General features: G+C 56.7%; 20 protein-coding genes. 11 read left to right on the plus strand and 9 right to left on the minus strand.

The window, feature by feature from the left end; all coding sequences use genetic code 11:
• Positions 1-22 precede the first annotated feature (22 nt).
• From C6A40_RS05960 to zupT, 5 genes are all read right to left on the minus strand, one after another.
• Positions 23-1084, minus strand: a complete 1062-nt coding sequence (locus C6A40_RS05960) for a type 1 fimbrial protein (protein WP_021242314.1) — start codon at positions 1082-1084, stop codon at positions 23-25.
• Positions 1068-1829 (minus strand): fimbrial biogenesis chaperone, encoded by a 762-nt coding sequence (locus C6A40_RS05965; RefSeq protein WP_021242313.1) that lies wholly within the window; start codon positions 1827-1829, stop codon positions 1068-1070. Before C6A40_RS05965 ends, C6A40_RS05960 begins: the two co-directional genes overlap by 17 nt.
• A 9-nt stretch (positions 1830-1838) precedes the next feature.
• Positions 1839-4277 (minus strand): fimbria/pilus outer membrane usher protein, encoded by a 2439-nt coding sequence (locus C6A40_RS05970; RefSeq protein WP_045334483.1) that lies wholly within the window; start codon positions 4275-4277, stop codon positions 1839-1841.
• A 78-nt stretch (positions 4278-4355) separates the two neighbouring features.
• The gene (locus tag C6A40_RS05975) at positions 4356-4916 is read right to left on the minus strand and encodes a fimbrial protein (protein WP_021242311.1); all 561 of its coding nucleotides are present in this window, start codon (positions 4914-4916) and stop codon (positions 4356-4358) included.
• Positions 4917-5248: 332 nt separating this feature from the next.
• Positions 5249-6022 (minus strand): zinc transporter ZupT, encoded by a 774-nt coding sequence (zupT, locus tag C6A40_RS05980; protein WP_025912508.1) that lies wholly within the window; start codon positions 6020-6022, stop codon positions 5249-5251.
• A gap of 196 nt (positions 6023-6218) precedes the next feature.
• On the opposite strand from zupT, the gene ygiD reads away from it, so the two are divergent.
• Entirely contained in the window at positions 6219-7007 is a 789-nt protein-coding gene (ygiD, locus tag C6A40_RS05985) for a 4,5-DOPA-extradiol-dioxygenase (RefSeq protein ID WP_045334480.1), read from the plus strand.
• Between the two features lie 82 nt (positions 7008-7089).
• Here the strand turns inward: ygiD and C6A40_RS05990 are convergent, their stop codons facing one another.
• From C6A40_RS05990 to tolC, 3 genes are all read right to left on the minus strand, one after another.
• On the minus strand, positions 7090-8250 hold the full coding sequence (locus C6A40_RS05990; protein WP_021242309.1) for a glutathionylspermidine synthase family protein: 1161 nt from the start codon (positions 8248-8250) through the stop codon (positions 7090-7092).
• 2 nt (positions 8251-8252) lie between these two features.
• On the minus strand, positions 8253-8918 hold the full coding sequence (locus C6A40_RS05995; RefSeq protein ID WP_008502972.1) for a DUF1190 family protein: 666 nt from the start codon (positions 8916-8918) through the stop codon (positions 8253-8255).
• A gap of 194 nt (positions 8919-9112) precedes the next feature.
• Positions 9113-10591, minus strand: coding sequence for an outer membrane channel protein TolC (gene tolC / locus C6A40_RS06000; protein ID WP_045334477.1), 1479 nt, complete (start codon positions 10589-10591; stop codon positions 9113-9115).
• Positions 10592-10794: 203 nt separating this feature from the next.
• On the opposite strand from tolC, the gene nudF reads away from it, so the two are divergent.
• The 5 genes from nudF to parE are packed head-to-tail and all read left to right on the plus strand — an operon-like array spanning position 10795 to position 15203.
• Positions 10795-11427, plus strand: coding sequence for an ADP-ribose diphosphatase (nudF, locus tag C6A40_RS06005; RefSeq protein ID WP_008502974.1), 633 nt, complete (start codon positions 10795-10797; stop codon positions 11425-11427).
• On the plus strand, positions 11424-11846 hold the full coding sequence (locus C6A40_RS06010) for a DUF1249 family protein (protein WP_003862516.1): 423 nt from the start codon (positions 11424-11426) through the stop codon (positions 11844-11846). The genes nudF and C6A40_RS06010 overlap by 4 nt, the downstream gene beginning before the upstream one ends.
• A gap of 27 nt (positions 11847-11873) precedes the next feature.
• Positions 11874-12701, plus strand: coding sequence for a 3',5'-cyclic-AMP phosphodiesterase (gene cpdA / locus C6A40_RS06015; RefSeq protein ID WP_008502975.1), 828 nt, complete (start codon positions 11874-11876; stop codon positions 12699-12701).
• The gene (yqiA, locus tag C6A40_RS06020; protein WP_032675509.1) at positions 12701-13282 is read left to right on the plus strand and encodes an esterase YqiA; all 582 of its coding nucleotides are present in this window, start codon (positions 12701-12703) and stop codon (positions 13280-13282) included. Before cpdA ends, yqiA begins: the two co-directional genes overlap by 1 nt.
• A 28-nt stretch (positions 13283-13310) precedes the next feature.
• Positions 13311-15203: a DNA topoisomerase IV subunit B gene (gene parE / locus C6A40_RS06025; protein WP_008502977.1), complete on the plus strand. Its 1893-nt coding sequence runs from the start codon at positions 13311-13313 to the stop codon at positions 15201-15203.
• A gap of 89 nt (positions 15204-15292) precedes the next feature.
• On the opposite strand, the gene C6A40_RS06030 is transcribed toward parE, so the two are convergent.
• Positions 15293-17434 (minus strand): TonB-dependent siderophore receptor, encoded by a 2142-nt coding sequence (locus tag C6A40_RS06030; RefSeq protein ID WP_045334473.1) that lies wholly within the window; start codon positions 17432-17434, stop codon positions 15293-15295.
• A gap of 385 nt (positions 17435-17819) precedes the next feature.
• Between C6A40_RS06030 and C6A40_RS06035 the strand changes: the two genes are divergently transcribed.
• Genes C6A40_RS06035 through C6A40_RS06055 form a run of 5 tightly spaced genes read left to right on the plus strand, consistent with a single transcriptional unit; the run spans position 17820 to position 22493 of the window.
• Entirely contained in the window at positions 17820-18632 is an 813-nt protein-coding gene (locus C6A40_RS06035; RefSeq protein WP_008502979.1) for an ABC transporter ATP-binding protein, read from the plus strand.
• Entirely contained in the window at positions 18629-19612 is a 984-nt protein-coding gene (locus tag C6A40_RS06040; protein WP_045334471.1) for a FecCD family ABC transporter permease, read from the plus strand. Before C6A40_RS06035 ends, C6A40_RS06040 begins: the two co-directional genes overlap by 4 nt.
• A complete protein-coding gene (locus tag C6A40_RS06045) occupies positions 19609-20649 on the plus strand; it encodes a FecCD family ABC transporter permease (RefSeq protein WP_045334469.1) in 1041 nt (346 codons plus the stop codon). Before C6A40_RS06040 ends, C6A40_RS06045 begins: the two co-directional genes overlap by 4 nt.
• A 9-nt stretch (positions 20650-20658) precedes the next feature.
• Positions 20659-21609 carry an iron-siderophore ABC transporter substrate-binding protein gene (locus C6A40_RS06050; protein ID WP_045334604.1) on the plus strand — a complete coding sequence of 317 codons (951 nt, stop codon included), beginning with the start codon at positions 20659-20661 and terminating at the stop codon, positions 21607-21609.
• Entirely contained in the window at positions 21606-22493 is an 888-nt protein-coding gene (locus C6A40_RS06055) for a MurR/RpiR family transcriptional regulator (RefSeq protein ID WP_045334467.1), read from the plus strand. The genes C6A40_RS06050 and C6A40_RS06055 overlap by 4 nt, the downstream gene beginning before the upstream one ends.
• The last annotated feature ends 93 nt before the right edge of the window (positions 22494-22586 follow it).

The raw sequence follows: 22586 nt of genomic DNA on the forward strand, positions 1-22586 counted from the left end.
GGGAAACCCGGCTTTTTTGTCTCTAGTGGTAGTTAATTTTGAACAGCACCACCGTTTCGAACGGCCCGGACTGGATCGCTTTTCCTTCGACCGGCGACAGCTCTGCGGTGTATTGCTGCTCATGCTCAAGCGTGCTGCCCGTAAAATCCACGTATTCGTTGTAGTGGTTAAAGGTGTAGGGCTCGGTTCCGTTAAGGATCCTCAGCTTCAGGCCATTGCCTATCAGCAGTGCGGTATCGTTGGCCGTAAGCGCTTCATTTGTATAGAACGACGAGTCCATTTTGAAGCCATCTGAACATTGGGCATCCTGCACTTTCGTCGTCTTCACCGAAAAGGTCCGTTTACGCGTCTGTTGATTCACAATATCGCGTGCGCTAAAGGTGCCGAAATCAATCTCCTGGTTCTCAGGGTAAATACTGAACGTCGCACCGCAGTCCAGAACGGTAATATTTTGCAGCCCGTTGATGTGATATTTGAGGTTTTTCGCATCCGACATCTGGTTCACGCCGCCTTTTCCGTCAAACTGGACAACGATGTAATCGCTCAGCGAGCTGACGTAGCCGTGAGGCGGCATGGCTTTAATTTTTACGTATAAGCGCAGACGAGCAATGAAGGTTCGTGAAGTGTGGATATCATCCGGGTTACCGGAACAGATACGATTTTCCCATCCCATTTGTCGGATCTGCTCGGGGGTATAAATCGTGATGTTTTGGTTGTCCAGACATTGTCGGGTATCGACGCCGTTAGGCTGGCCTTTTGCATCGTAGTCTATCCCTTCATAGGTTACGCCCAGTTCATAATAGGGATCGGAGGTTGAAGGATAAGGATTCACCCAGCCAAAAATATCCTCCGGTTGAAAGCTGCTTGTGACATTGTGGTTGCATGTCACCGGGATTTTGATGTCATCCGATTCCCAAATTTTCTCACCTGCCTGTGCATTACTGGGGATAGCAAACGGCGAGATCGTTTTAGTTTCTTCTACGGGGCCGCCCGAACCGCCCAGGTAGCAGTCGAGCGCCAGCGCTTCTCTTAAAGGCAGCACTGAGAGCAGCACTATGAACAATACGTTAGCGAGATTGCGCATCTTTTTCGATCTTCCGTTCGGTGAGCGAGCACTGCGCCGTTCCCGCGCACTGTACGTCGACCTTTTTCAGCGCGCCGTAATCGTCGATATAACCGATGCTGTAATAGTTACCGTGGTAGTCACCGGTAGAGGTTGTTGCTGTCGCGAAAGGCGCAAGCATCAGGCTGTCGAAGCCCGGCAGCATGGTTCTGGCATTCTTACTGAGCCACGCCAGCGTGATGTAGTACGGCGTCGGGTTATGTATGGTCAGCCCTTTCGCAGTGGCTGAAACTTCCATCCGCATTTCCGCCTGCTCGCCGGGTTTTTTGGTAATCGCTTTAGGACGCCAGAACAGCTTGATCCTGCTCTGCATCGCCACCTGCATGACGCTGCGTTCATCGCTGGCGCTGGTGCTTTTCGGGGGCACTTCGCGCAGGTTGAAATAAAACAGGGATTCTCTGTCTTTCGGTAACTGACTTGTGGCCGCTTGCTTAACGATCCTGACCTGCGATGCGGAACCCGCTTCAATGCGTTGAATCGGAGGCAGCGCCATGAAATGCCTGTCTTCTTTACGGCCTTTCTCATCTTCAATCCAGGAGAGCGCCAGATAGGGCAGCGCTTTACTCTGGTTTTCAATCTTCAGGCTGCTGGCCTTGTCGCTTTCCGGAAAGACAATGCGCGTGCGGTCCAGGTTTACGGCCGCGTGAGTGGTGAATGCTGTGCCGACCAGCATCAGGCACAGGCTTTTGAGTAAGGTTAATTTCATCATGATTTCTTACTGACATGGCAGTATCAACTGCATACTGTTTTCAAGGTGTGAAGGTAACGTGAAGCGGCACTGCTGATTGTCTCCCCACGTCACGCGAAACTGTTGTTGTGGCTCTACGGCGCCGAGCCAGACGTGGCCGTCATCGGCGACCATGGCAATCTGCCGATCGTCTTCAAGCTGGCGAACAACGGCGCCCAGCGGCGGTATGCCAGAGGCAGTTCGTAAGATGCCTGCGATATCATTGCCTGCACGCGTCGCAATCTGACGGTACCCGATGGCACCTTCCGTCCAGGTTGAGGTGACGACGCGGGTGTCAACGTCTACGCCATCGGGCAGGTTGTTCATATTGACCTGCACGCTGGAAGGCGAATAGCTGGAGATGGACGGTAAAACGCCAATCCCGAAGCGATTGGTTTCATCCCGCGACATGTTCAGCGGGATGTTGCCTACGCCATCGGTACTGACCATCACGCGCGGCTCGTTACCGTAGCTGCGGCGGTGCAGCGCAGCGCCTTTAGCCGTCGAGGTGAATGAACCGGTCCAACTGGCACTCAGGGAATTGTATTCGTTAGCCTTAACACTCCCGGAGAGATTCAGGTCGCCATAAGGAGAATAATGTTGATAGTTGCCGCTCACCTGCGCGCCGGCATCTGACTTCTCGCTTTCGGTACCTGCCGAAACGCCCCAGGTATTGTTGCGGTCTGATGTGTCATACCACGATACGTTCTGGCTCAGACTGTCGCTGTTGCGCAGGTCGTAATTCAGACGATGATCGGGATCGAGCGGTACGCTCAGTGAGAGATAGAACTGCGTATCGTCGTCTTCGTCTTCATAGTGGGTTTTACTCCATGACACGGTGACGCCCAGATTTTTCCAGCGACCGATATCAAAGTTATAGCCTGCGGTCACGCTGCCCGTCGTGGAGGAGGAATCGTTCCACCAGGTTTGACGCAGCATGTTCACATAGAGGTTGAGCGATAGCGCCGAAATGTACTGGCTTGCCGTCACGCTGAGCGTCTGTTTTTCTGACTGCCGATCGTTATTGTCATCATCCAGAAAACGGGCGTAGCTGAGAAACTGCGGGTCGGAATAGCGATAACTGGCGAGCGTAAGCTGGCTGCCGGTGGTATCGAAACGCTTACTGTAGTTGAAACGGTAGCTGTAACCTGTCTGGCTATTCTGATTGGGCAACTGGCTGGTTGCCTGCGTCACGTCAAAAGAGAGCGCGCCCAGGTACTCCATGTTTTGACCTATTCCGGCGGCAACGGACCGGTAGCGATCGCCATCGGCGAGCGTACCGCCGTAGAGGGAGGTTTGTGACAGCATCCCCCAGGAGAATTCGCCGCTCATAAACGCGTTATCTTCAACGTCATGCGAGGCGTCTTTGCGTGCTTTTCCTGCCGCCAGCTTATAGCGAACTTGACCTTTGCGGGTTAAAAAAGGCACCGATTCCGCAGAAACCTGGAAGGTGCTTACGCGCCCATCTTCTTCTGTCACTTTGACGTCCAGCGTACCCTGTACAGACTGGTTTAGATCCTGAATAACAAACGGCCCTGGCGGAACGTTGCTTTGGTAAATGACACGGTCAGCCAGGCTAACCGTTACCGTGGCGTTAGTTTGCGCGAGGCCGGTAATTTGTGGCGCGTAGCCGCGCAGCGACCATGGCAGCATGCGCTCATCGCTAATCAGGGAGGCTCCGGTATAGGTGAAGGCATCAAAAATAGCGGACTGGAAATCCGTTTCACCCAGTGTGAGTTTGGCTCCGAGCGAGGGGAGAGGACGGAACATATAGAGGCGTGAAAAGCGCCCGTCATTCTCTGAACCTGCGTCGGTATGGGTTTGAGTATACTGATAATCACCGCGCAGTCGCCACGCGCCCATATTCGCGCCGGCAGTGCCATAAGTGTTGACGTTATCCGTGCTGCTGCCATCGTTCGGCTGGTAATGACTGGCAAAAAGATTGTAATCCAGTAGTACGCCCGGCACGCCGTTGTCCCAGGTTGAAGGGGGCATCCAGTCTGCGGCACGGTACTGTAACCAGGCCTGAGGTATCGTGACCTTCAGCGTCTGGCTGGATTGCTCAAAATTAAATTTAATATCCGGTTTTGATGCAAAGTCGACGCACCCGTCTTTTTCCGCCAATGCGCTACGGATATTGTCCTGCAGAGCAAATGTATCGGCCAGTTCAGGTGGAATACAGACTTGTACGCTCTTGTCTATCTCCTGCCAGCGGAGCTGCCAGCCATTTGCCAGCGGGATATCATTAATTGAAACGGTAACAAAATAGTCGCCTGGTGTGATTGATATTTGATCTTTAAAAAGAGATAAATCAACGCTGCCACGCTGATCTTTATCGATGGCATTGATGTTAAATTCGGTGGCGGAGGCAAGTTCCACCATAAACAGGGACGTCATAATAATTATGCATTGTAATTTATATGTCATCGCCCTGTTACTCAAATAAATACATTCAACGCCGGCTGACATTAAATGACAGCCGGTTTAATTTGAAACATGGCGTAGTTATTTATACGCCAGAATATAGTTGGCTGTAGCTTCCACCTGGCCAGCAGTCGCCGTTTTACCCGTTACCACTTCCATTAATGCTTTGAAGTGCAGCGTTTGAGTCGTTGAGCCTGCCAGCAGAGCAACCTCATTAGCAGCACCCAGCGTGATGTTGGCTTCGGCGTTATTCAGAAGACGAACGCCCACGTTCTGTGCACCACTTGCATAGGTATTGGTCATCAGACTGGTGTCGGTCGCATCTGTCGCTGAGCTGGTAAACGTGACATCGACTTTGGTCACTGGTGTGTCAGTCTCGTCGGCCGGATCGTCAAGCTGGCAGTTTTCCAGATTGATATCAACCGGAACTGCGGAAGACTTCTTGTTGGCATTGATCACGGCTGTGGTCACTTCACCGAGATCGACTTCTTTATCAACGCTGTCTGGTGCAATGCTGCAAGGCGCATCAATCACAACGCCTTTGAATTTGATTTTTCCCGACCCCTGCTCGGCAGCAAAGGCGGAACCCGATACTGCGGCAGCGATAGTTACAGCTAATAGAATTTTTTTACCCATATACATGAAAATATCCTTTTTCAAACGAATTCATACTCTGAATATAAGTTTCAAAACGCAAATGGAGTATATGGGAGGACGAAGGGGAGATGCGATTACTGCATCTTAAAGCTATTTTAAGATTATATTAATATATAATTAATGTTGATTGTAAGCATCGGCTAACATTCATAATATATGCAGTAACTCAGATAATGGACTGATAAAGTTTCATCATTCTATTTCTATGAGCTATATATTTTGCAAGGGCTTTGTAGGCAACAAAATAACGTATTATTTCTATCTATATCTTAACGTTTCGAAAGTCTGCCTCCGTATTATACGGAGGCAGACTAATCCTAACCGATACCTGCAGATTGCAATAACACCAGGCTTAAGCCCATGACTGACATTCCGCACAGCACGCCATAGCTGGGGTTGTTATTGGGATCGATCTCTTTCGCCAGCGGCATTAATTCATCGACGGAAAGCGCCACCATAATCCCGGCAACAGCGGCCATAATGGCGGCCATCACGACAGGGGAGACCAGGCTTCCGAGAATCAACCAGGCCAGGACACCGCCGAGGATTTCAGCCATCCCGGAAATTCCTGCCCAGAATACCGCGGTACGTTTCGAGCCCGTGGCGGCATACACCGGTCCGGCGACCGCCAGTCCTTCAGGAATATTGTGTAAGGCCACCGCCAGCGCGATGCCAAAGCCCATTTCCAGATTGCTGCTGGCCGTCACGTAGGTCGCGACCCCTTCCGGGAAGTTATGCAGGCTAATCCCCAGCGTGAGCAGAACCGCCGTTCGCTTAATATTCCGCGGCACAGGCGTTACGTTTTTCTGCATTAAATCCTGGGGATGCGCGTGGGGTAGCATCCGGTCGAGGGCAAAGTAACCCAGCAGGCCAACGACAAACATGCCGTAGCCCAGCAGGGGAGACATCCCGTCGGTGCCCAGCGCAGCAGGGAGCATCTCCATCAGGGAGATAAGCAGCATGATCCCGGCAGCAAAGCCCAGCGAGAAGGCCAGCACGCGGTTTGACGGCTTCTGACCAAGCACGCCGAGGATTGCGCCGATAAAGGTCGCGGCGCCCGCCAGTATGGTCAGGATCAGAGGGACTGACATGGATTGCTCCTTATGATAATGATTATCATTAATATAAATGATTCATTTCTGGCAAAGCGAGGGGCGACCCCCGGCTTTACACATTCCTTACATTCAAAATTCCTGATGATGATCTTCACGCTTATCAGCGTTCATCTTTGTCCGATTGCGCGTAATGTAGCACCATTAAATTGACACCTTCTGTAAGGATATCATCATGACTTCTTCCCGTATGCCAGCCCTGTTTTTAGGCCACGGCAGCCCAATGAACGTTCTGGAAGATAACGTCTATACCCGCGCATGGCGTCATCTGGGCGAGACGCTGCCGCGTCCAAAAGCGATTGTGGTGGTATCTGCGCATTGGTTCACCCGCGGCACGGGCGTGACCGCCATGGAAGCGCCAAAAACCATTCATGATTTTGGTGGCTTCCCGCAGGCGCTGTATGACACGCACTATCCGGCCCCCGGCTCGCCTGAGCTGGCACAAAGGCTGGTGGATCTGCTGTCGCCTGTTCCGGTTGCGCTGGATAAAGAAGCCTGGGGCTTTGACCATGGCTCATGGGGCGTGCTGATCAAAATGTATCCTGATGCGGATATCCCGATGGTGCAGCTGAGCATCGACAGCACCAAACCGGCTGCCTGGCATCTGGAGATGGGGCGCAAGCTGGCGACGCTTCGTGATGAAGGCATCATGCTGGTGGCAAGCGGCAACGTGGTGCACAACCTGCGTACGGCGCGCTGGCATGGCGAAAACACGCCATATCCGTGGGCGACCGCTTTTAACGACTACGTCAAAGCGAACCTGACCTGGCAAGGCCCGGCTGAGGCGCATCCGCTGGTGAACTATCTGGAGCACGAGGGCGGTTCGCTCTCTAACCCGACGCCGGAGCATTTCCTGCCGCTGCTGTACGTGCTTGGCGCGTGGGACGGTCAGGAGCCGGTTACGATCCCGGTCGATGGAATAGAGATGGGAAGTCTGAGTATGCTGTCGGTGCAGGTAGGGTGAAAATATGCCGGGTGGCGGCTTCGCCTTACCCGGCCTACATGTCGCGCGTAGGCCCGGTAAGCGTAGCGCCACCGGGCAAGTCTTACTCCACAAAAATATGCGGGTAGAACCGCGACAGATCCTGCGTGATCAGCGCGCGATCTTCGCGAATGCCAATTCCGGCAGGTTGATCGTTAATGAGCCAGCTGCCAATTAGCGTATAGCTGTCGCCAAATTTCGGCAGTTGATAGAACGCCTGGACGATCATCCCTTCCTCGCCGTAAGGCCCTTCAACCGCTTCCAGCGTTTTACCGTTTTCGATGATCGACACGTTCGCGCCTTCGCGGGAGAAGATCGGCTTAACGACGTATTTCTCCATCTGCGGGTAATCATCTTCCGCAAAGTACGCTGGCAGTAGGTTAGGGTGATTCGGGAACATCTCCCACAGCATCGGCAGCAGGGCCTTGTTGGAGATAATGCTCTTCCAGGCCGGTTCCAGCCAGCGCACGCCCGCGTCTTCCAGCTTGGTGGAGAACATCTCGCGCAGCATATACTCCCACGGGTAGAGCTTGAACAGGTTGCTGATGACCTGATCCTGCATGTCCGTAAACTGACCTTTTTCACCCAGGCCGATATCCTCGATATAGAGGAACTCGGTCGCCACTTCCGCTTCGGCGGCGCAATCCTGCAGATACTGAACCGTGCCACGATCTTCTTCCGTGTCGCGGCAGCAGGCGAGATGCAGCAGGTTGAAGCCAAACTGCTCGCGCAGCTCGGCAAAGCGCTCGATCAGCTTCTCCTGCAGGCTGTTGAACTGGTCGCTGCCTTCCGGCAGGTTTCCGGCGTTCATCTGGTCTTCCAGCCAGATCCACTGGAAAAATGCCGCTTCATAAAGGGAGGTTGGCGTATCGGCGTTGTTTTCTAAAAGCTTCGGTTCACCCACGCCGTCCCACGCCAGATCCAGGCGAGAGTAAAGCGAAGGCTGATTCGTTTTCCACGACTGGCGGACAAAGCTCCAGGTGTGCTTTGGAATGCGGAACTTGGCCATCAGCTCGTCGCTGTCGATGACTTTTTCCACCACCTTGAGGCACATCTGGTGCAGCTCAGCCGTGACCTCTTCCAGCTTCTCAACCTGGGCCAGGGTGAGCTTGTAGTAAGCGTCTTCACACCAGTACGGCTCGCCGTACATGGTGTGGAAGTTAAAGCCGTACTCGGTGGCTTTTTCGCGCCAGTCCGGGCGCTCGGTAATACTGACTCGTTCCATGATCAGCCGCCCATTGAGCGAGTAGAGGTGCCTGATGCACTGCGCTGCATGCTGGTCTGTTTCGCCACAGACTCACCGAACCCGCCGCGGGTGATGGTGCTGGTGGTCGCAGGCTTCGGCGCCATCGCGGTTTTCGGTACGGTTACGGTGCGGCCCGGAGTCGCTGCGCCGTAGCCTTTACCGCTGGCATCGGTATATTGACCGTAAGCCGGGCTGGCCGGGTTTTTCGAGCTAAACAGCGGCTGCTGCTGGTAGCCCGCACCGCCGCCCATCAGACGGCCCATCATGTAGCCTGCCATCAGCGGCATCCAGAAGCTGCCGCTGGACTGCGCCTGTGCCTGATTTTCAGGTGCCGTGCCTGCCTGAGCCGGTGCCTGCTGGCACTGACCTTCACCAAATTCCGCTACGCAGTCTTCGCGTGAGGCATATTTCGGCGCGGTGCGTTCCGCTTCTTTCAGCGCGTTGGTGTAGGCCGTTTTACATTCGGCCGCTTTGCCGGTTGCGGCGGAGCAGTCGTCCGCGTTTTGATACAGCGAAACCGTTTCATCGTTTTTCTCACAGCCTGCCAGCATAAAGACAGCGGTAACCGCCAGCGCAACAGGGGTGAGGTGACGTGCATTCCAGCTCTTGCGGAACGACGCGTGATTGATCGTTTTTGTCCGTTTCATGTTTGTCTTCCAGGACCCAGTGGTAATAACGCTCAGGATAGAGGATGAGTGGTTGAAAATGAAGCGAAGAGGGGCGGAATCAGGGGGATCTTTACGTTGGCTTACGTTCGGATGTGATTTTGCGCCGGGTGGCGCTGCGCTTACCCGGCCTACGATTCAGTAGGCCCGATAAGCGAAGCGCCATCGGGCAATGCTTAGTTACGGAACGGATTGTTGCCCTTGCTGGCAGGCGCTGTGGTGCGCGCGGCAGCAGGCTGTGCAGCAGGGGTAGTGTTGTTAGCGTTGAAGTTATCAACCGCGGCAACCTGCTCCGGGTTCTCCGGTGCAACGCTGTCCGGAGAGGTAGAGACCGGTTTGCCCAGTGCGCTGTTCAGCATCTGCAGGTCTTGCTCGTTCAGCGTACCCAGAGCCTGCTTAATGTTCAGCTGGTTAATCAGGTACTGATAACGCGCGCTGGAGAGCTGCTGCTTCGCGTTGTACAGCGTGGTGGTGGCGTCGAGCACGTCAACGATAGTACGTGTACCGACCGAGTAACCCGCTTCCATCGCGTCCAGGGAGCTCTGTGCAGACACAACGGCCTGTTTATAGGCGTTGATGCTGCTGATTGAGGCGTTCACGTTGTTGAAGGATGAACGTACGGTCTGCACCACGTTACGATGGGCGCTTTCCAGCTGCTCGCTCGCGCCAACAAAGTTGTACTGCGCCTGTTTCACCTGGGAGTTAACCTGACCGCCCTGATACAGCGGCAGGGAGAAGCTCAGGCCCACTTTGTTCTGACCCATATTGCTGTCGTCATACTGGGCAGAATTGGTTTTAGAGCCACTGTAGGTGGTGTCAGAAACGCCGGTGGAGGCGCTCAGGCTCAGGGTTGGCAGATGGCCGTCCTGCGCCTGACGAATTTGCTCGCGGGCCAGGTCCTGGCTCAGGCGCGCCTGCAGCAACGTCAGGTTGCGGTTTTCCGCCTCTTTCAGCAGGGCGTTAACGGCCTGCGGCTTATCCGTTTTGAAGCTGTCGACGTTCAGGGAGGCCAGCTCAGGATAGTAGTTCCCGGTGACCTGACGCAGGGATTCCAGCGCGTTGTCGAGGTTATTACGCGCGGTCACTTCGTTGGCCAGCACGGTGTCGTACTGTGAACGGGCGTTCTGCACGTCGGTGATCGCCACCAGACCCACGTTGAAGCGCTGGGTGGTTTGATCTAACTGACGGTAAATGGCCTGTTTCTGCGCTTCGGTGTAGGAGAGCGCGTCAATGGCGCTCAGCACGTTGAAGTACGCCGTAGCTGTGTTCAGGATCAGCGTCTGCTGGTCGGTCTGATAGGTCACATCCTGGATGCCCGCGCTCTTTTCCTGCAGGGTCAGGGCACGCCATTTGGACATATCAAACAGCGTCTGTGTTAATTGCAGTGAGGCACTGGTAGCATTGGAGTTTACGCCGTTAGCGTCGCGGAAACCGTTGCTGTAGGTATAATCTGCACCTAACCCTAACTGTGGCAGCAAGGGGCTACGCGCTTCGTTAATCTTTTCAAACGCAGCATCACGATCGGCCGCTGATTTACGTAAATCAGGGTTGCCCAGACGTGCCTGCTGGTAGACCTGTAACAGGTTTTCCGCCTGGCTCATTGCACTGAAGCCCGTCAGGCTCAGGCCGATAAGGATGGGGAGCAATTTCTTCATTTGCATTCCTTGTTGTGAAGCAGTATTAGCGCTGATCTAATTAAAAATAATTGCCGATTCTAACAGAATCATCCACACCAAAAGGTTGGCGTTACGTGCCATCTGGCGGTAATTTGCACCAATCTATCATATAGCCTTACAAACGGCAGCCAAACAGCCTTGAAATTCACAATTTCATCACCATTGCTACCAGGACTCGACTCATGCAAAAACCAGAAAAGTTGCCCGTGACATTCGCCAAAAACGATGTAGAAATTATTGCACGAGAAACGCTTTATAGCGGTTTTTTTTCAATGGATCTTTACCGTTTCAGGCATCGCCTGTTTAACGGTGAAATGAGTGGCGAAATCAGACGCGAAATTTTTGAGCGCGGGCATGCGGCAGTCTTGCTACCCTTTGACCCAGTGCGTGACGAAGTCGTGCTGGTGGAACAGATCCGCATCGCCGCTTATGACGTCAGTGAGAGCCCGTGGCTGCTGGAGATGGTGGCCGGGATGATCGAAGAAGGCGAGACGGTTGAAGACGTCGCCCGGCGCGAGGCGCTGGAAGAGGCGGGGCTGGTGGTGGGCCGCACCAAACCGGTGTTGAGCTATCTGGCGAGTCCGGGTGGTACCAGCGAACGCTTATCCATTATGGTGGGCGAAGTGGACGCCACGACCGCAGAAGGCATTCACGGTCTGGCTGATGAAAACGAAGATATTCGGGTTCATGTGGTGAGCCGGGAACAGGCTTATCAGTGGGTAGAAGAGGGGAAAATCGACAACGCAGCGTCTGTCATCGCCCTGCAATGGCTGCAGCTGCATTATCAGACATTACGAAACGAGTGGAAAAAATGAAGCGCTATACGCCTGACTTCCCAGAAATGATGCGCCTGTGCGAAACGAATTTTGCACAATTGCGCCGCCTGCTGCCGAGAAACGACGCACCCGGCGAAACGGTAAGCTATCAGGTGAGCAACGCGCAGTATCGATTAACGATAACAGAATCAACGCGCTACACTACGCTGGTGGAGATTGAGCAAACGGCACCCAGCATTAGCTACTGGAGCCTGCCGTCGATGACGGTACGCCTCTATCACGACGCGATGGTCGCTGAAGTGTGTTCAAGCCAGCAGATCTTTCGCTTCAAGGCGCGGTATGATTACCCGAATAAAAAGTTGCATCAACGCGACGAAAAGCATCAAATTAACCAGTTTTTAGCCGACTGGCTAAGGTATTGTTTAGCACATGGAGCAATGGCGATTCCGGTTTGTTAGCGTCATAAACCTACCTAAGGACACCATTTGGAAAGCCTGTTGAACCTGACTGTTGCTGGTGGGGCGCCAGTCAGGATATTACAAATCACCGATACCCACCTTTTTGCCGAAAAGCATGAAACGCTGCTGGGGGTGAATACCTGGGAGAGTTATCAGGCGGTACTGAGCGCCATTCACGCTGAAAACCGTGCATGCGATCTGATTGTCGCAACGGGCGATCTGGCGCAGGACCAATCTTCCGCGGCCTACCAGCATTTTGCTGAAGGCATCGCGAGCTTTAGCGCGCCCTGCGTCTGGCTGCCGGGTAACCACGATTTTCAGCCCGCAATGTACAGTTCTCTCCAGGATGCGGGGATTTCTCCGGCGAAATGTGTTTTTGCGGGTGAACAGTGGCAGATCCTGCTGCTGGACAGCCAGGTGTTTGGCGTCCCGCACGGTGAGTTAAGCGAGTTTCAGCTCGACTGGCTTGAGACCAAACTGGCGGCTGAACCTGAACGTCACACGCTGCTGTTGCTTCATCATCATCCTCTGCCGGCGGGCTGCAGCTGGCTCGATCAGCACAGCCTGCGCAACTCCGCGGCGCTGGATCGCGTGCTGGCGAAGTTCCCGCGGGTGAAAAATCTGCTGTGTGGGCATATTCACCAGGAACAGGATCTCGACTGGAACGGACGCCGCATGCTGGCGACGCCGTCGACCTGCGTTCAGTTTAAGCCGCACTGCGCCAACTTTACGCTGGATACCATCGCGCCAGGCTGGCGCTGGCTGGAACTGCATCCCGACGGCACGCTGACCACGGAAGTCTGCCGTTTGACCGGCGCACAGTTCCGCCCGGACACCGCTTCAGAAGGCTATTGATGTCTACGCTCCTTTATCTGCACGGATTTAACAGTTCGCCGCGCTCCGCAAAAGCGACACAGTTTCGCCAGTGGCTGAGCGCGCATCACCCTGACGTTGAGATGATTATCCCACAGCTGCCGCCTTACCCGGCAGAAGCCGCGGAAATGCTGGAATCCATCGTGCTTGCGCACGGCGGCGAAACCTTTGGTGTGGTCGGTTCATCGCTGGGGGGATATTACGCCACCTGGCTCTCGCAATGCTTTATGCTGCCCGCCGTGGTGGTTAATCCGGCGGTACGGCCATTTGAGCTGCTGCGGGACTTTCTTGGCGAAAACGAGAACCCCTACACCGGCCAGCAATATGTGCTAGAGTCACGCCATATTTACGATCTCAAAGTTATGCAGGTCGACCCGCTCGAGGCGCCGGATCTCATCTGGCTGCTGCAGCAGACGGGTGATGAAGTGCTGGATTACCGCCAGGCAGTGGCGTATTACGCCTCCTGCCGCCAGACTATAGAAGAGGGCGGAAACCATGCTTTCACGGGCTTTGAGAATCATTTCACCCAGATTGTCGATTTTCTTGGACTGCACAGCCACTGACAATCAATGCGAATTGCTAGTTTAAATCATGACGCAAACCTATAACGCTGATGCCATTGAGGTCCTCACCGGGCTTGAGCCGGTTCGCCGCCGCCCGGGGATGTACACCGATACGACGCGCCCAAACCATCTGGGCCAGGAAGTTATTGATAACAGTGTGGACGAAGCGCTGGCGGGCCATGCCAAACGCGTTGACGTCATCCTGCATGCCGATCAGTCGCTGGAAGTTATTGACGACGGGCGCGGCATGCCGGTGGATATCCACCCGGAAGAGGGCGTCCCGGCCGTTGAGCTGATCCTCTGTCGTCTGCATGCGGGCGGTAAGTTCTCCAACAAAAACTACCAGTTCTCCGGCGGCCTGCACGGCGTGGGGATTTCCGTCGTCAACGCCCTGTCCAAACGCGTGGAAGTGAACGTCCGTCGCGATGGTCAGGTCTACAACATCGCGTTTGAAAACGGCGAGAAGGTGCAGGATTTGCAGGTTGTCGGCACGTGCGGCAAACGCAACACCGGCACCAGCGTCCACTTCTGGCCTGACGAGAGTTTCTTCGACAGCCCGCGCTTTTCCGTATCCCGCCTGACGCACCTGCTGAAAGCCAAAGCGGTGCTTTGCCCGGGCGTGGAAATCACCTTTAAAGATCACGTTAACAATACCGAGCAAACCTGGTGCTACGCCGATGGCCTGAACGACTACCTGTGCGAAGCGGTAAACGGCCTGCCAACGCTGCCGGAAAAACCGTTCGTCGGCAACTTTAGCGGCGATACCGAAGCGGTGGACTGGGCGCTGCTGTGGCTGCCGGAAGGCGGCGAGCTGCTGACCGAAAGCTACGTTAACCTGATCCCCACCATGCTCGGCGGGACCCACGTCAACGGCCTGCGTCAGGGGCTGCTGGACGCGATGCGCGAATTCTGTGAATACCGTAATATCCTGCCGCGAGGCGTGAAGCTGTCGGCGGAAGATATCTGGGACCGCTGCGCCTACGTGCTCTCCGTGAAGATGCAGGATCCGCAGTTTGCCGGTCAGACCAAAGAACGTCTGTCGTCACGCCAGTGTGCGGCGTTCGTCTCCGGCGTGGTGAAAGATGCCTTTACCCTGTGGCTGAACCAGAACGTTCAGGCGGCGGAGATGCTGGCCGAAATGGCGATCTCCAGCGCCCAGCGTCGTCTGCGTGCCGCCAAGAAAGTTGTGCGTAAAAAGCTGACCAGCGGCCCTGCGCTGCCGGGCAAGCTGGCAGACTGTACCGCGCAGGATCTCAACCGCACCGAGCTGTTCCTCGTGGAAGGGGACTCGGCGGGCGGGTCGGCCAAGCAGGCGCGCGATCGTGAATACCAGGCGATCATGCCGCTCAAGGGTAAGATCCTGAACACCTGGGAAGTGTCTTCAGACGAAGTGCTGGCCTCGCAGGAAGTCCACGATATCTCGGTCGCGATCGGTATCGATCCGGACAGCGACGATCTGAGCCAGCTGCGCTACGGCAAGATCTGCATTCTCGCGGATGCGGACTCCGATGGTCTGCACATCGCCACGCTGCTGTGCGCGCTGTTTGTGAAGCACTTCCGTACGCTGGTGAAAAACGGTCACGTCTACGTGGCGCTGCCGCCGCTGTACCGTATCGACCTCGGCAAAGAGGTTTACTACGCGCTGACGGAAGAAGAGAAAGCGGGCGTGCTTGAACAGCTGAAGCGCAAGAAGGGCAAGCCTAACGTGCAGCGCTTTAAAGGGCTGGGCGAGATGAACCCGATGCAGCTGCGCGAAACGACGCTGGATCCGAACACGCGCCGTCTGGTGCAGCTGACGATCAGCGATGAAGACGAACAGCAGACCAACGCCATGATGGATATGCTCCTTGCCAAGAAACGTTCGGAAGACCGTCGTAACTGGCTGCAGGAGAAAGGCGATATGGCGGATATTGAGGCTTGATGCCCTTACCCTAACCCTAACCCTCTCCCGCAGGGAGAGGGAATGGATCGTAGGCCCGGTAAGCGCTAGCGCCACCGGGCTTTTTTACATCAAAACTCCATCTTCACCGTAAACTGCACTTCGCGAGGGTCGCCAATCTGGTTGCCCAGGTTGTTGGTCGTAATGGACGAGGTGTAGTAGGTCTTATCAAACAGGTTCTTCACGTTGACCTGCAGCGTCACCGGATACTGCAGCTTCATCTTATAGGCCGCAAAGGCATCCGCCACAAAATAGCCCGGCAGATAATAATCCGCGCCGTTGGTCGCTGAACGACGGCTCACGCCGTGTCCGCCACCGCCCAGCGTCAGGGTATTCCCGGCAAACGCATTATGAATGTCGTACGTCAGGAACAGGGAGCCGGTGTGGCGCGGCACATTCGGCAGCGGTTTGCCCGCGTAGTCCGGGTCTTCCAGCACCTTCGCGTCGGTGTAGCCGTAGCTGGCGATGATATTGGTGTTCTCGGTCAGCGATCCGGCAAGATCCACCTCCACGCCTTGGGATCGCACGCGTCCCGCGGTTTTGGCGATGGTTTCACCTCCCACGCTTTCGTTGTACAGCACGTTGCGTTTGTGGATATCAAACAGCGCGATATTGGCGGTAACGCCGTCGAACAGGTCGAACTTCGCGCCCACTTCGTAGGCGTTTGAGGTTTCCGGCGGCAGGTCGCCAATGTAACTTGCAATGGACGACTGCGGCATAAACGTCTGCGAGTAGTTGGCAAACAGCGAGACGGATGGCGTGAGCTTGTAAACCAGCCCCAGCTTTGGCGTCCACTGTTCGTCGCGGCTGTCGGTGTTGACGTTGAACGGACGACCTTTACCCGCGTACTGGGTGTAATACTGATAGCGCATCCCGGCGACGGCGATCCACTTATCCGTCAGGTACAGGGCATCCTGCGCGTAGGCCGAATAACTTTCCTGCTTAAGCGTCTGGTCGCTGTCTGCGGCGGAGACGGTTGTACACTTGTTGAGTTTGCCGTAAACCGGATGGTAGATGTTGAAACCTTTGACGTTCTTACAGCGCATCATGTCCGTACGCAGCAAATCGTAATTCTCATACGATACGCCGGTCAGGATCTCATTGTAAAAGCCTGCAATATCCACATTCCCCTGCAGGTCCGCGCGGGTGCTGTGCATGCGCTGTGTCGAGCCCTGGGTCGCATCCACGCGGCGGGTCAGGTTGCCGGTTTTTGCATCGTAGGCCATCACGCGGGCCTGGTTATCGCTGTATTTGTCCTGGCTGTAGCTGTAGTCGAACTTCGCGGTCCACTGGCTGTTGAGGCGGTATTCCGCGTTGAGCTGCGCCAGATCGGACTGACCATCGGTCACGTTAAACGGCTCGTCAAATCGGGTTTTACGATCGACATCAACGGCCTTTTTGGTGTTGAGATCGAAGATCGTTCCGCGATCGAACGGCGTTTTATAGTCGCGATGCGAATAGAGCACGGTCACGGTGGCATCATCGCCGAACCAGGTGAGGGATGGGGCGATAAAGGTGCTGCGTTCGTTGCCAAAATTACGCCAGTAATCTTCGTCCTGATACTCACCCGTGAGGCGATACGCCAGACGCGTGCCGTCGATCGGGCCGGTCACATCGACCTGTCCGGTGCCGCCGCCAAAGCTGGAGGAGGTGGCGGACAGAGAACCACCGAAGGTTCTCTCCGGGCGTTTGGTGACGACGTTAATCAGGCCGCCCGGATCGAGAATGCCATACAGCGTTGAGGCCGGGCCTTTAAGCACCTCCACGCGCTCGGTGGCGGCGTTAAAGCTGCGCGGCAGGACGGTGCGCAGGCCGTTGGTCATGATCGAGCCGTCCCGGTTCGCGCCAAATCCGCGGCGCACGAAGGCATCCTGCGTACCGCCGAGGGTATTCGTCTGGACCACGTTGCTGACGTTATAGAGCGCCTCATCCAGCGTGGTGGCGTGCTGATCCTCCAGCACTTGATCGCTGACGGTATTCACCACCTGCGGGATATCCAGCATCGGCATGGTGGTCAGCGTTGCGGTGGAGGTGTTCAGCGGCTGGTAGCCGTTGGTGGCTTCCGCCGGCGTATTTGGATCGGCAGTGACGGTAAGCGTTTCGCCGTCTTTAGCCGCGGTGGTGTCCGCCGCCTGGGCCAGCGGCGCCATAAACAGCAGTGAAAAGAGCGCGCGCCCTTTTACCCCAGAGAGTGAAGGTGTGAACGTAGCCATTACATCTGTTATCCCAAAATATCCGTGAATCACCTTCACGGAAGAATGTGTGAGTCATTGCCCTTTTATGCTCTGCTCGTTAGCCAGAACCGGCATCGAACATGTAATTGAGAATCATTCAATCATGCGGGAATGTAGTAGTAAATGAAAAATGATAAAAATCGGCTACATGCATGAAACGCAACGGAAAAGCACAAGGCTAATTAATTATTCAATTGAAAAATAATGATTTATTAGTTTTGTGGTCTGCACGGTAACGCTCCGTTACCCCTGGTTTTTTCAGGGTGTTTCTTCGCTTGACTACTACATGGCGTGGCGTCAAACTCTCAAAAGAGAATGATTTTTATTTATATTTGTTGCGCTTTTTTATTACGTTGGCGTTCACGTGGCTCACAACACAAAACAACCGGGACTGGTTCTGGAGAACCTCTCTGCGGGCTATCAGAAAAAAATCATCGTTGATGATATCTCCCTTGCCATCCCTCAGCAGAAAATGACGGTGCTGGTAGGGGCGAACGGCTGTGGGAAATCCACGCTGTTGAGCACTATCGCGCGGCTGCTGCAGCCGCTTGGGGGAACCGCGCTGCTGGACGGTAAAGCCATTCACGAGCAGCCGACCAAAGCCGTCGCCCGCCAGCTTGGTATTCTCCCGCAGTCCCCGCTGCTCCCGGAAGGGTTAACCGTTTTTGAGCTGGTCTCGCGCGGCCGCTTTCCCTGGCAAAACGTTATGCGCCAGTGGAGCGACGAGGACGAACTGGCGGTGGAAGAGGCCCTGCGCCTGACCGGCACGGCAGCGTTTGCCCATATGCCGGTGGAAAGCTTATCTGGCGGCCAGCGTCAGCGCTGCTGGATCGCCATGGCGCTGGCGCAGCAAACGCCGTATATCCTGCTGGATGAACCCACCACGTTCCTCGATCTTCGCTACCAGGTGGAGATCCTGGAACTGCTGCACGCCCTGACCCGCCAGCACGGGCGTACCGTCGTGGTGGTACTGCACGATCTCAACTTTGCCGTGAACTACGGTGATTCCCTGGTCTTTTTACGCCAGGGAAAAGTCGAGGGGGTGCTACATGAAGGCGACGCCTGCACGCCGGAGCTGATCAAAGCGGTGTTTGATGTGGACGTGCATATGTCGATTAACCCGCTAACCGGCAAACCGTTCTTTATGCCGTTTCGCCAGAGCATTCAGAAGCCATGATGCGCATCTCTCTGGCTTTCCTGATTTTCACCCTGCTGTTGGCAATGGGGGCGATTGCTCATCTGGGGATCGGTGCACGCTTTATCGCCCCGCAAACGGTAGTGGAGGCATTCTTTCACTTCGACCCGCGCAATTTCGACCATAACATCATCATCAGACTACGGCTGCTGCGCCTCTGCGCCGCAATGGTTACCGGCGCCTCGCTCGGCGTGGCGGGCGTGCTGCTGCAGTCCGTGATCCGCAACCCGCTCGGCGAGCCGCATATTCTGGGGCTCAACGCCGGGGCAGCGCTCGCGGTGGTGATCGCCAGCGCGCTTGGGCTGTCGCTGCCGTTTGGTCGCCCGCTGATTGCCGCCGCCGGTGCCGCCGCGCTGTTTCTGCTGGTGCTGATGTTCTCCTCGACCGGTCGCACCGGGCTCACGCCGATGAAGGTCACCCTGTGCGGCGTGGCGATGTCGGCGTTTGCCTCGTCGATTACCGCCGCGGTGTTAATCCTGGATGAACAGACGCTGCTCTCTCTGCGCACCTGGCTGGCGGGTGATATCGCCGGGATCAACGCGCAGATGCTCCAGAGCGCCCTGTGGGCTGCAGCCGCTGGTTTTGTTCTTGCTATCGGGCTGTCGCCCTCGCTCAACATGCTGGCGCTGGGCGACAGAATGGCGCAGGGGCTTGGCGTGTCGCTGCTGAAAACCCGCCTCCTTGCCCTGCTGGCCATTGCGCTGCTCTGCGGCGCGGCCGTCTCCATCGCCGGACCGATTGGCTTTATCGGCCTTGTGGTGCCGCAGCTCATTCGCCGTCTGGTGTCGGTCGATTTACGCGCGATGGTGCCGCTGTCGGCCCTCTGCGGTGCGCTGGTATTGCTGCTGGCGGATATCGCTGCCCGCACGCTGTTTACCCCCTGGGAGCTGGCAACCGGCATCATGACGGCCCTGGTCGGCGCGCCCGTGTTCATCCTTATGGCCTCGAGGATGTTCAAATGAACCGGGCCGGACTCCGCGCGATCCGTGTTGGCCGCCTGTCGGCGCTGGTTCGCCCGAAGGCGCTGGCGTACCTGTCGCTTTTCGCGCTGATGGCGCTAGGCCTGCTGGGCTTTGGCCTGACGCACGGTTCTCTGCCCATTCCCGCCTCTGCCATCGGGCGGGCGCTGTTTTCGCCTGAAAGTCTGACGGCGGAGACGCGCTACGTCGTGATGGATATCCGCCTGCCGCGCCTGCTGATGGCGGTGCTGTGCGGCGCGATGCTCGGCATGGCGGGGGCGGCGATGCAGTCCATCACCCGCAACGGACTGGCTGACCCGGGGCTTATCGGCGTGAAGGAGGGCTGTAGCGCGGCGGTACTGCTGCTGATTTTTCAGTTCCCGGCGCTGAGCCTGGCCTGGCGTCCGCTGATTGGCATGACCGGCGGGCTGCTCACCGCGCTGCTGGTGATAGCTCTGGCGCGCGATATCTCGCGCCCGCGGTTCATTTTGATCGGCATCGGCGTGTCGTGGGCGTTTGCCGCGGCAATGGGCGTCTTTATGACCACCGCCGACGTGCGCGACGTGCAGACGGCGATGCTGTGGCTGGCGGGCAGCCTGCACGCGGCAAACTGGACGCTGGTAGGGCTGGCCGCGCTCTGGGCTGCCCCCGCGTTTGCGCTGCTGCTCTTTACCGCGCGGGCAGCGGACGTGGCGCTGCTCGGCAATCAGGCCGCCGCGGGCCTTGGCGTGCGCACAACCCGGCTGGCAATGCTGCGGGTTCTCGCCCCGGTAGTGCTGACGGCGGCCTGCGTCTCCTGCGTGGGCAGCATTGGCTTTGTGGGGCTGATTGCCCCGCATATGGCGCGCCTGCTGCTGCGCGGTGGTCAGACCGCGCTCCTGACGGGAAGCGCCGTGCTGGGCGCGCTGCTGGTGCTGCTGGCGGATAACGTCGGGCGTCTGGCATTCCTCCCGCTGCAGCTGCCGGCGGGAATTGTCATTTCATTGATTGGCGGACCGTTTTTCCTGCTGCTGCTCTGGCAGCGTCGGGACAGATTTTAGGGGATTATGATGCGTGTACTGTTTTCGATGCTGTTGCTGGTGGGGTTCGCGGTGAGCGCGGCGGAGCCGACGCAGGTCTTTACCGACGATCTGAACCGAAAGGTGGTGGTGCCGGTGCACCCGAAACGGATTGTCTCCTTACACGATCTGGACATCACCATTCCGCTGATTGAGCTTGGCGTGCCGCCGGTGGCGAGCCATGGCCGCACGCGGCCGGACGGCAGCCATTTTCTGCGATCCAGCGGCATGTTGACCGGCGTCGACTTCGATAATTCCGATATCAAATTTATCGGCACGGCGGATATCGACATCGAAGCCATCGCCGCCGCCAAACCTGACCTGATCGTTACCGAGCCGACCCGCAACACGCCGGTGGAACAATTAGCGAAAATTGCCCCGACGGTGAGCATCGATCATCTCGACGGCGGCGCGCCGGAAATCTACCGCAAGCTGGCGCAGCTCACGGGCACGCAGGCAAGGCTCAAGGTTCTGGAGCGGCGATATCAGGAGCAAATCAAGGCGCTGAAGGCGACCATCGACACGCGCAAAATCACCGTATCGGTGATTCAGGCCAATCAGGGGAAAATCAACGCCATGCACAGCTACCACTCGCTGGGCCGCGTTCTGCGCGACGCCGGATTCAAATTCCCGCCGCTGATTGAGTCCATCCCGGAAGGGGGGCGCATCGACGTCAGCGCCGAGCGCCTGCCGGAGCTGGATGCCGATTTCGTCTTTGCTACCTGGCGCGGGGATACGGGCGGTAAACCGCAGGACGAGCTGGCAGCGATGGAGGCGGTGATGCCGGGCTGGTGTCAGTTCCTGAATGCCTGCCGGAGCGGGCACTACGTGCTGATCTCGCGTGAAGAGGCGATCTCGAATTCGTTCGCGTCTTTAGGGCTGATGGCCGCGCAGGTGCAGTCACAGATTGCCGGGCGTCCGCTGCCGGAGGCCTCACGGTGATCCGCAAAGAGAAGGGGCGCGTGGATGTCTATGGCGACCGCTTTCGCGCGCGGGCGCATCAGCTGACGCCGCGTCTGCTGCAGGTCGCACGCTATATCCATGACAACCGCGAGGCGGTGATGGAGCAGACCGCCATGGAGATTGCCGCCGTAGTGAAAACCTCGGATGCCACGGTGGTCCGCGCCATACAGGCGCTGGGGTTCGCCGGGCTGCGCGATCTCAAGCAGACGCTGGAGCAGTGGTTTGGCCCGGTGGTCACCTCCAGCGAAAAGATGTCCACCACGGTGAACACGCTCGCCAGCGACGTCAACGCGAGCATTGATTTCGTGCTGGAGGGACATCAGCACACCTGCGAGGTGTTATCCGAGCCCCACAACCGCTACGCGATGGCGCAGGCGGTCTCACTGCTGGCGCAGGCAAGGCAGGTCGCCATATTTGGCATTGGCGCCTCCGGTATTCTGGCCGAGTACACCGCCAGGCTGTTCAGCCGTATGGGGTTACCCGCCACGCCGCTCAACCGTACCGGGATAGGGCTTGCCGAGCAGTTGATTGCGCTTCAGCGCGGTGACGTGCTGGTGATGATGGCGCAGAAATCCGCGCACCGGGAGGGGCAAACCACCCTGCGTGAAGCAAAACGTCTGAGCATTCCCACCATCCTGCTGACCAACGCCCTCGATTCGCGTTTCAGTAAGGAGGCGAGCGTGGTGATCCACGTTCCGCGCGGCGGTGAAAAGGGTAAAATCCCGCTCCACGGCACGGTGCTGCTCTGTCTGGAGATGATCATTTTGTCCGTCGCCGCCACCGAACCGCAGCGCGCCATCAAGTCGATGAAGCGCATCAACGAACTCCATCGCGGGTTAAAGCCGGGGAAGAAGAGCAGCTAAAAACAACAAAGCCCGGTGGCGCTAGCGCTTACCGGGCCTACGGTTCAGGTTTTGTAGGCCGGGTAAACGCAGTGTCACCCGGCAAATTCCACG

Origin of the sequence: Enterobacter sp. GER_MD16_1505_Eko_090, from assembly GCF_003331015.1 — a bacterium.
GTDB lineage: Bacteria > Pseudomonadota > Gammaproteobacteria > Enterobacterales > Enterobacteriaceae > Enterobacter > Enterobacter roggenkampii.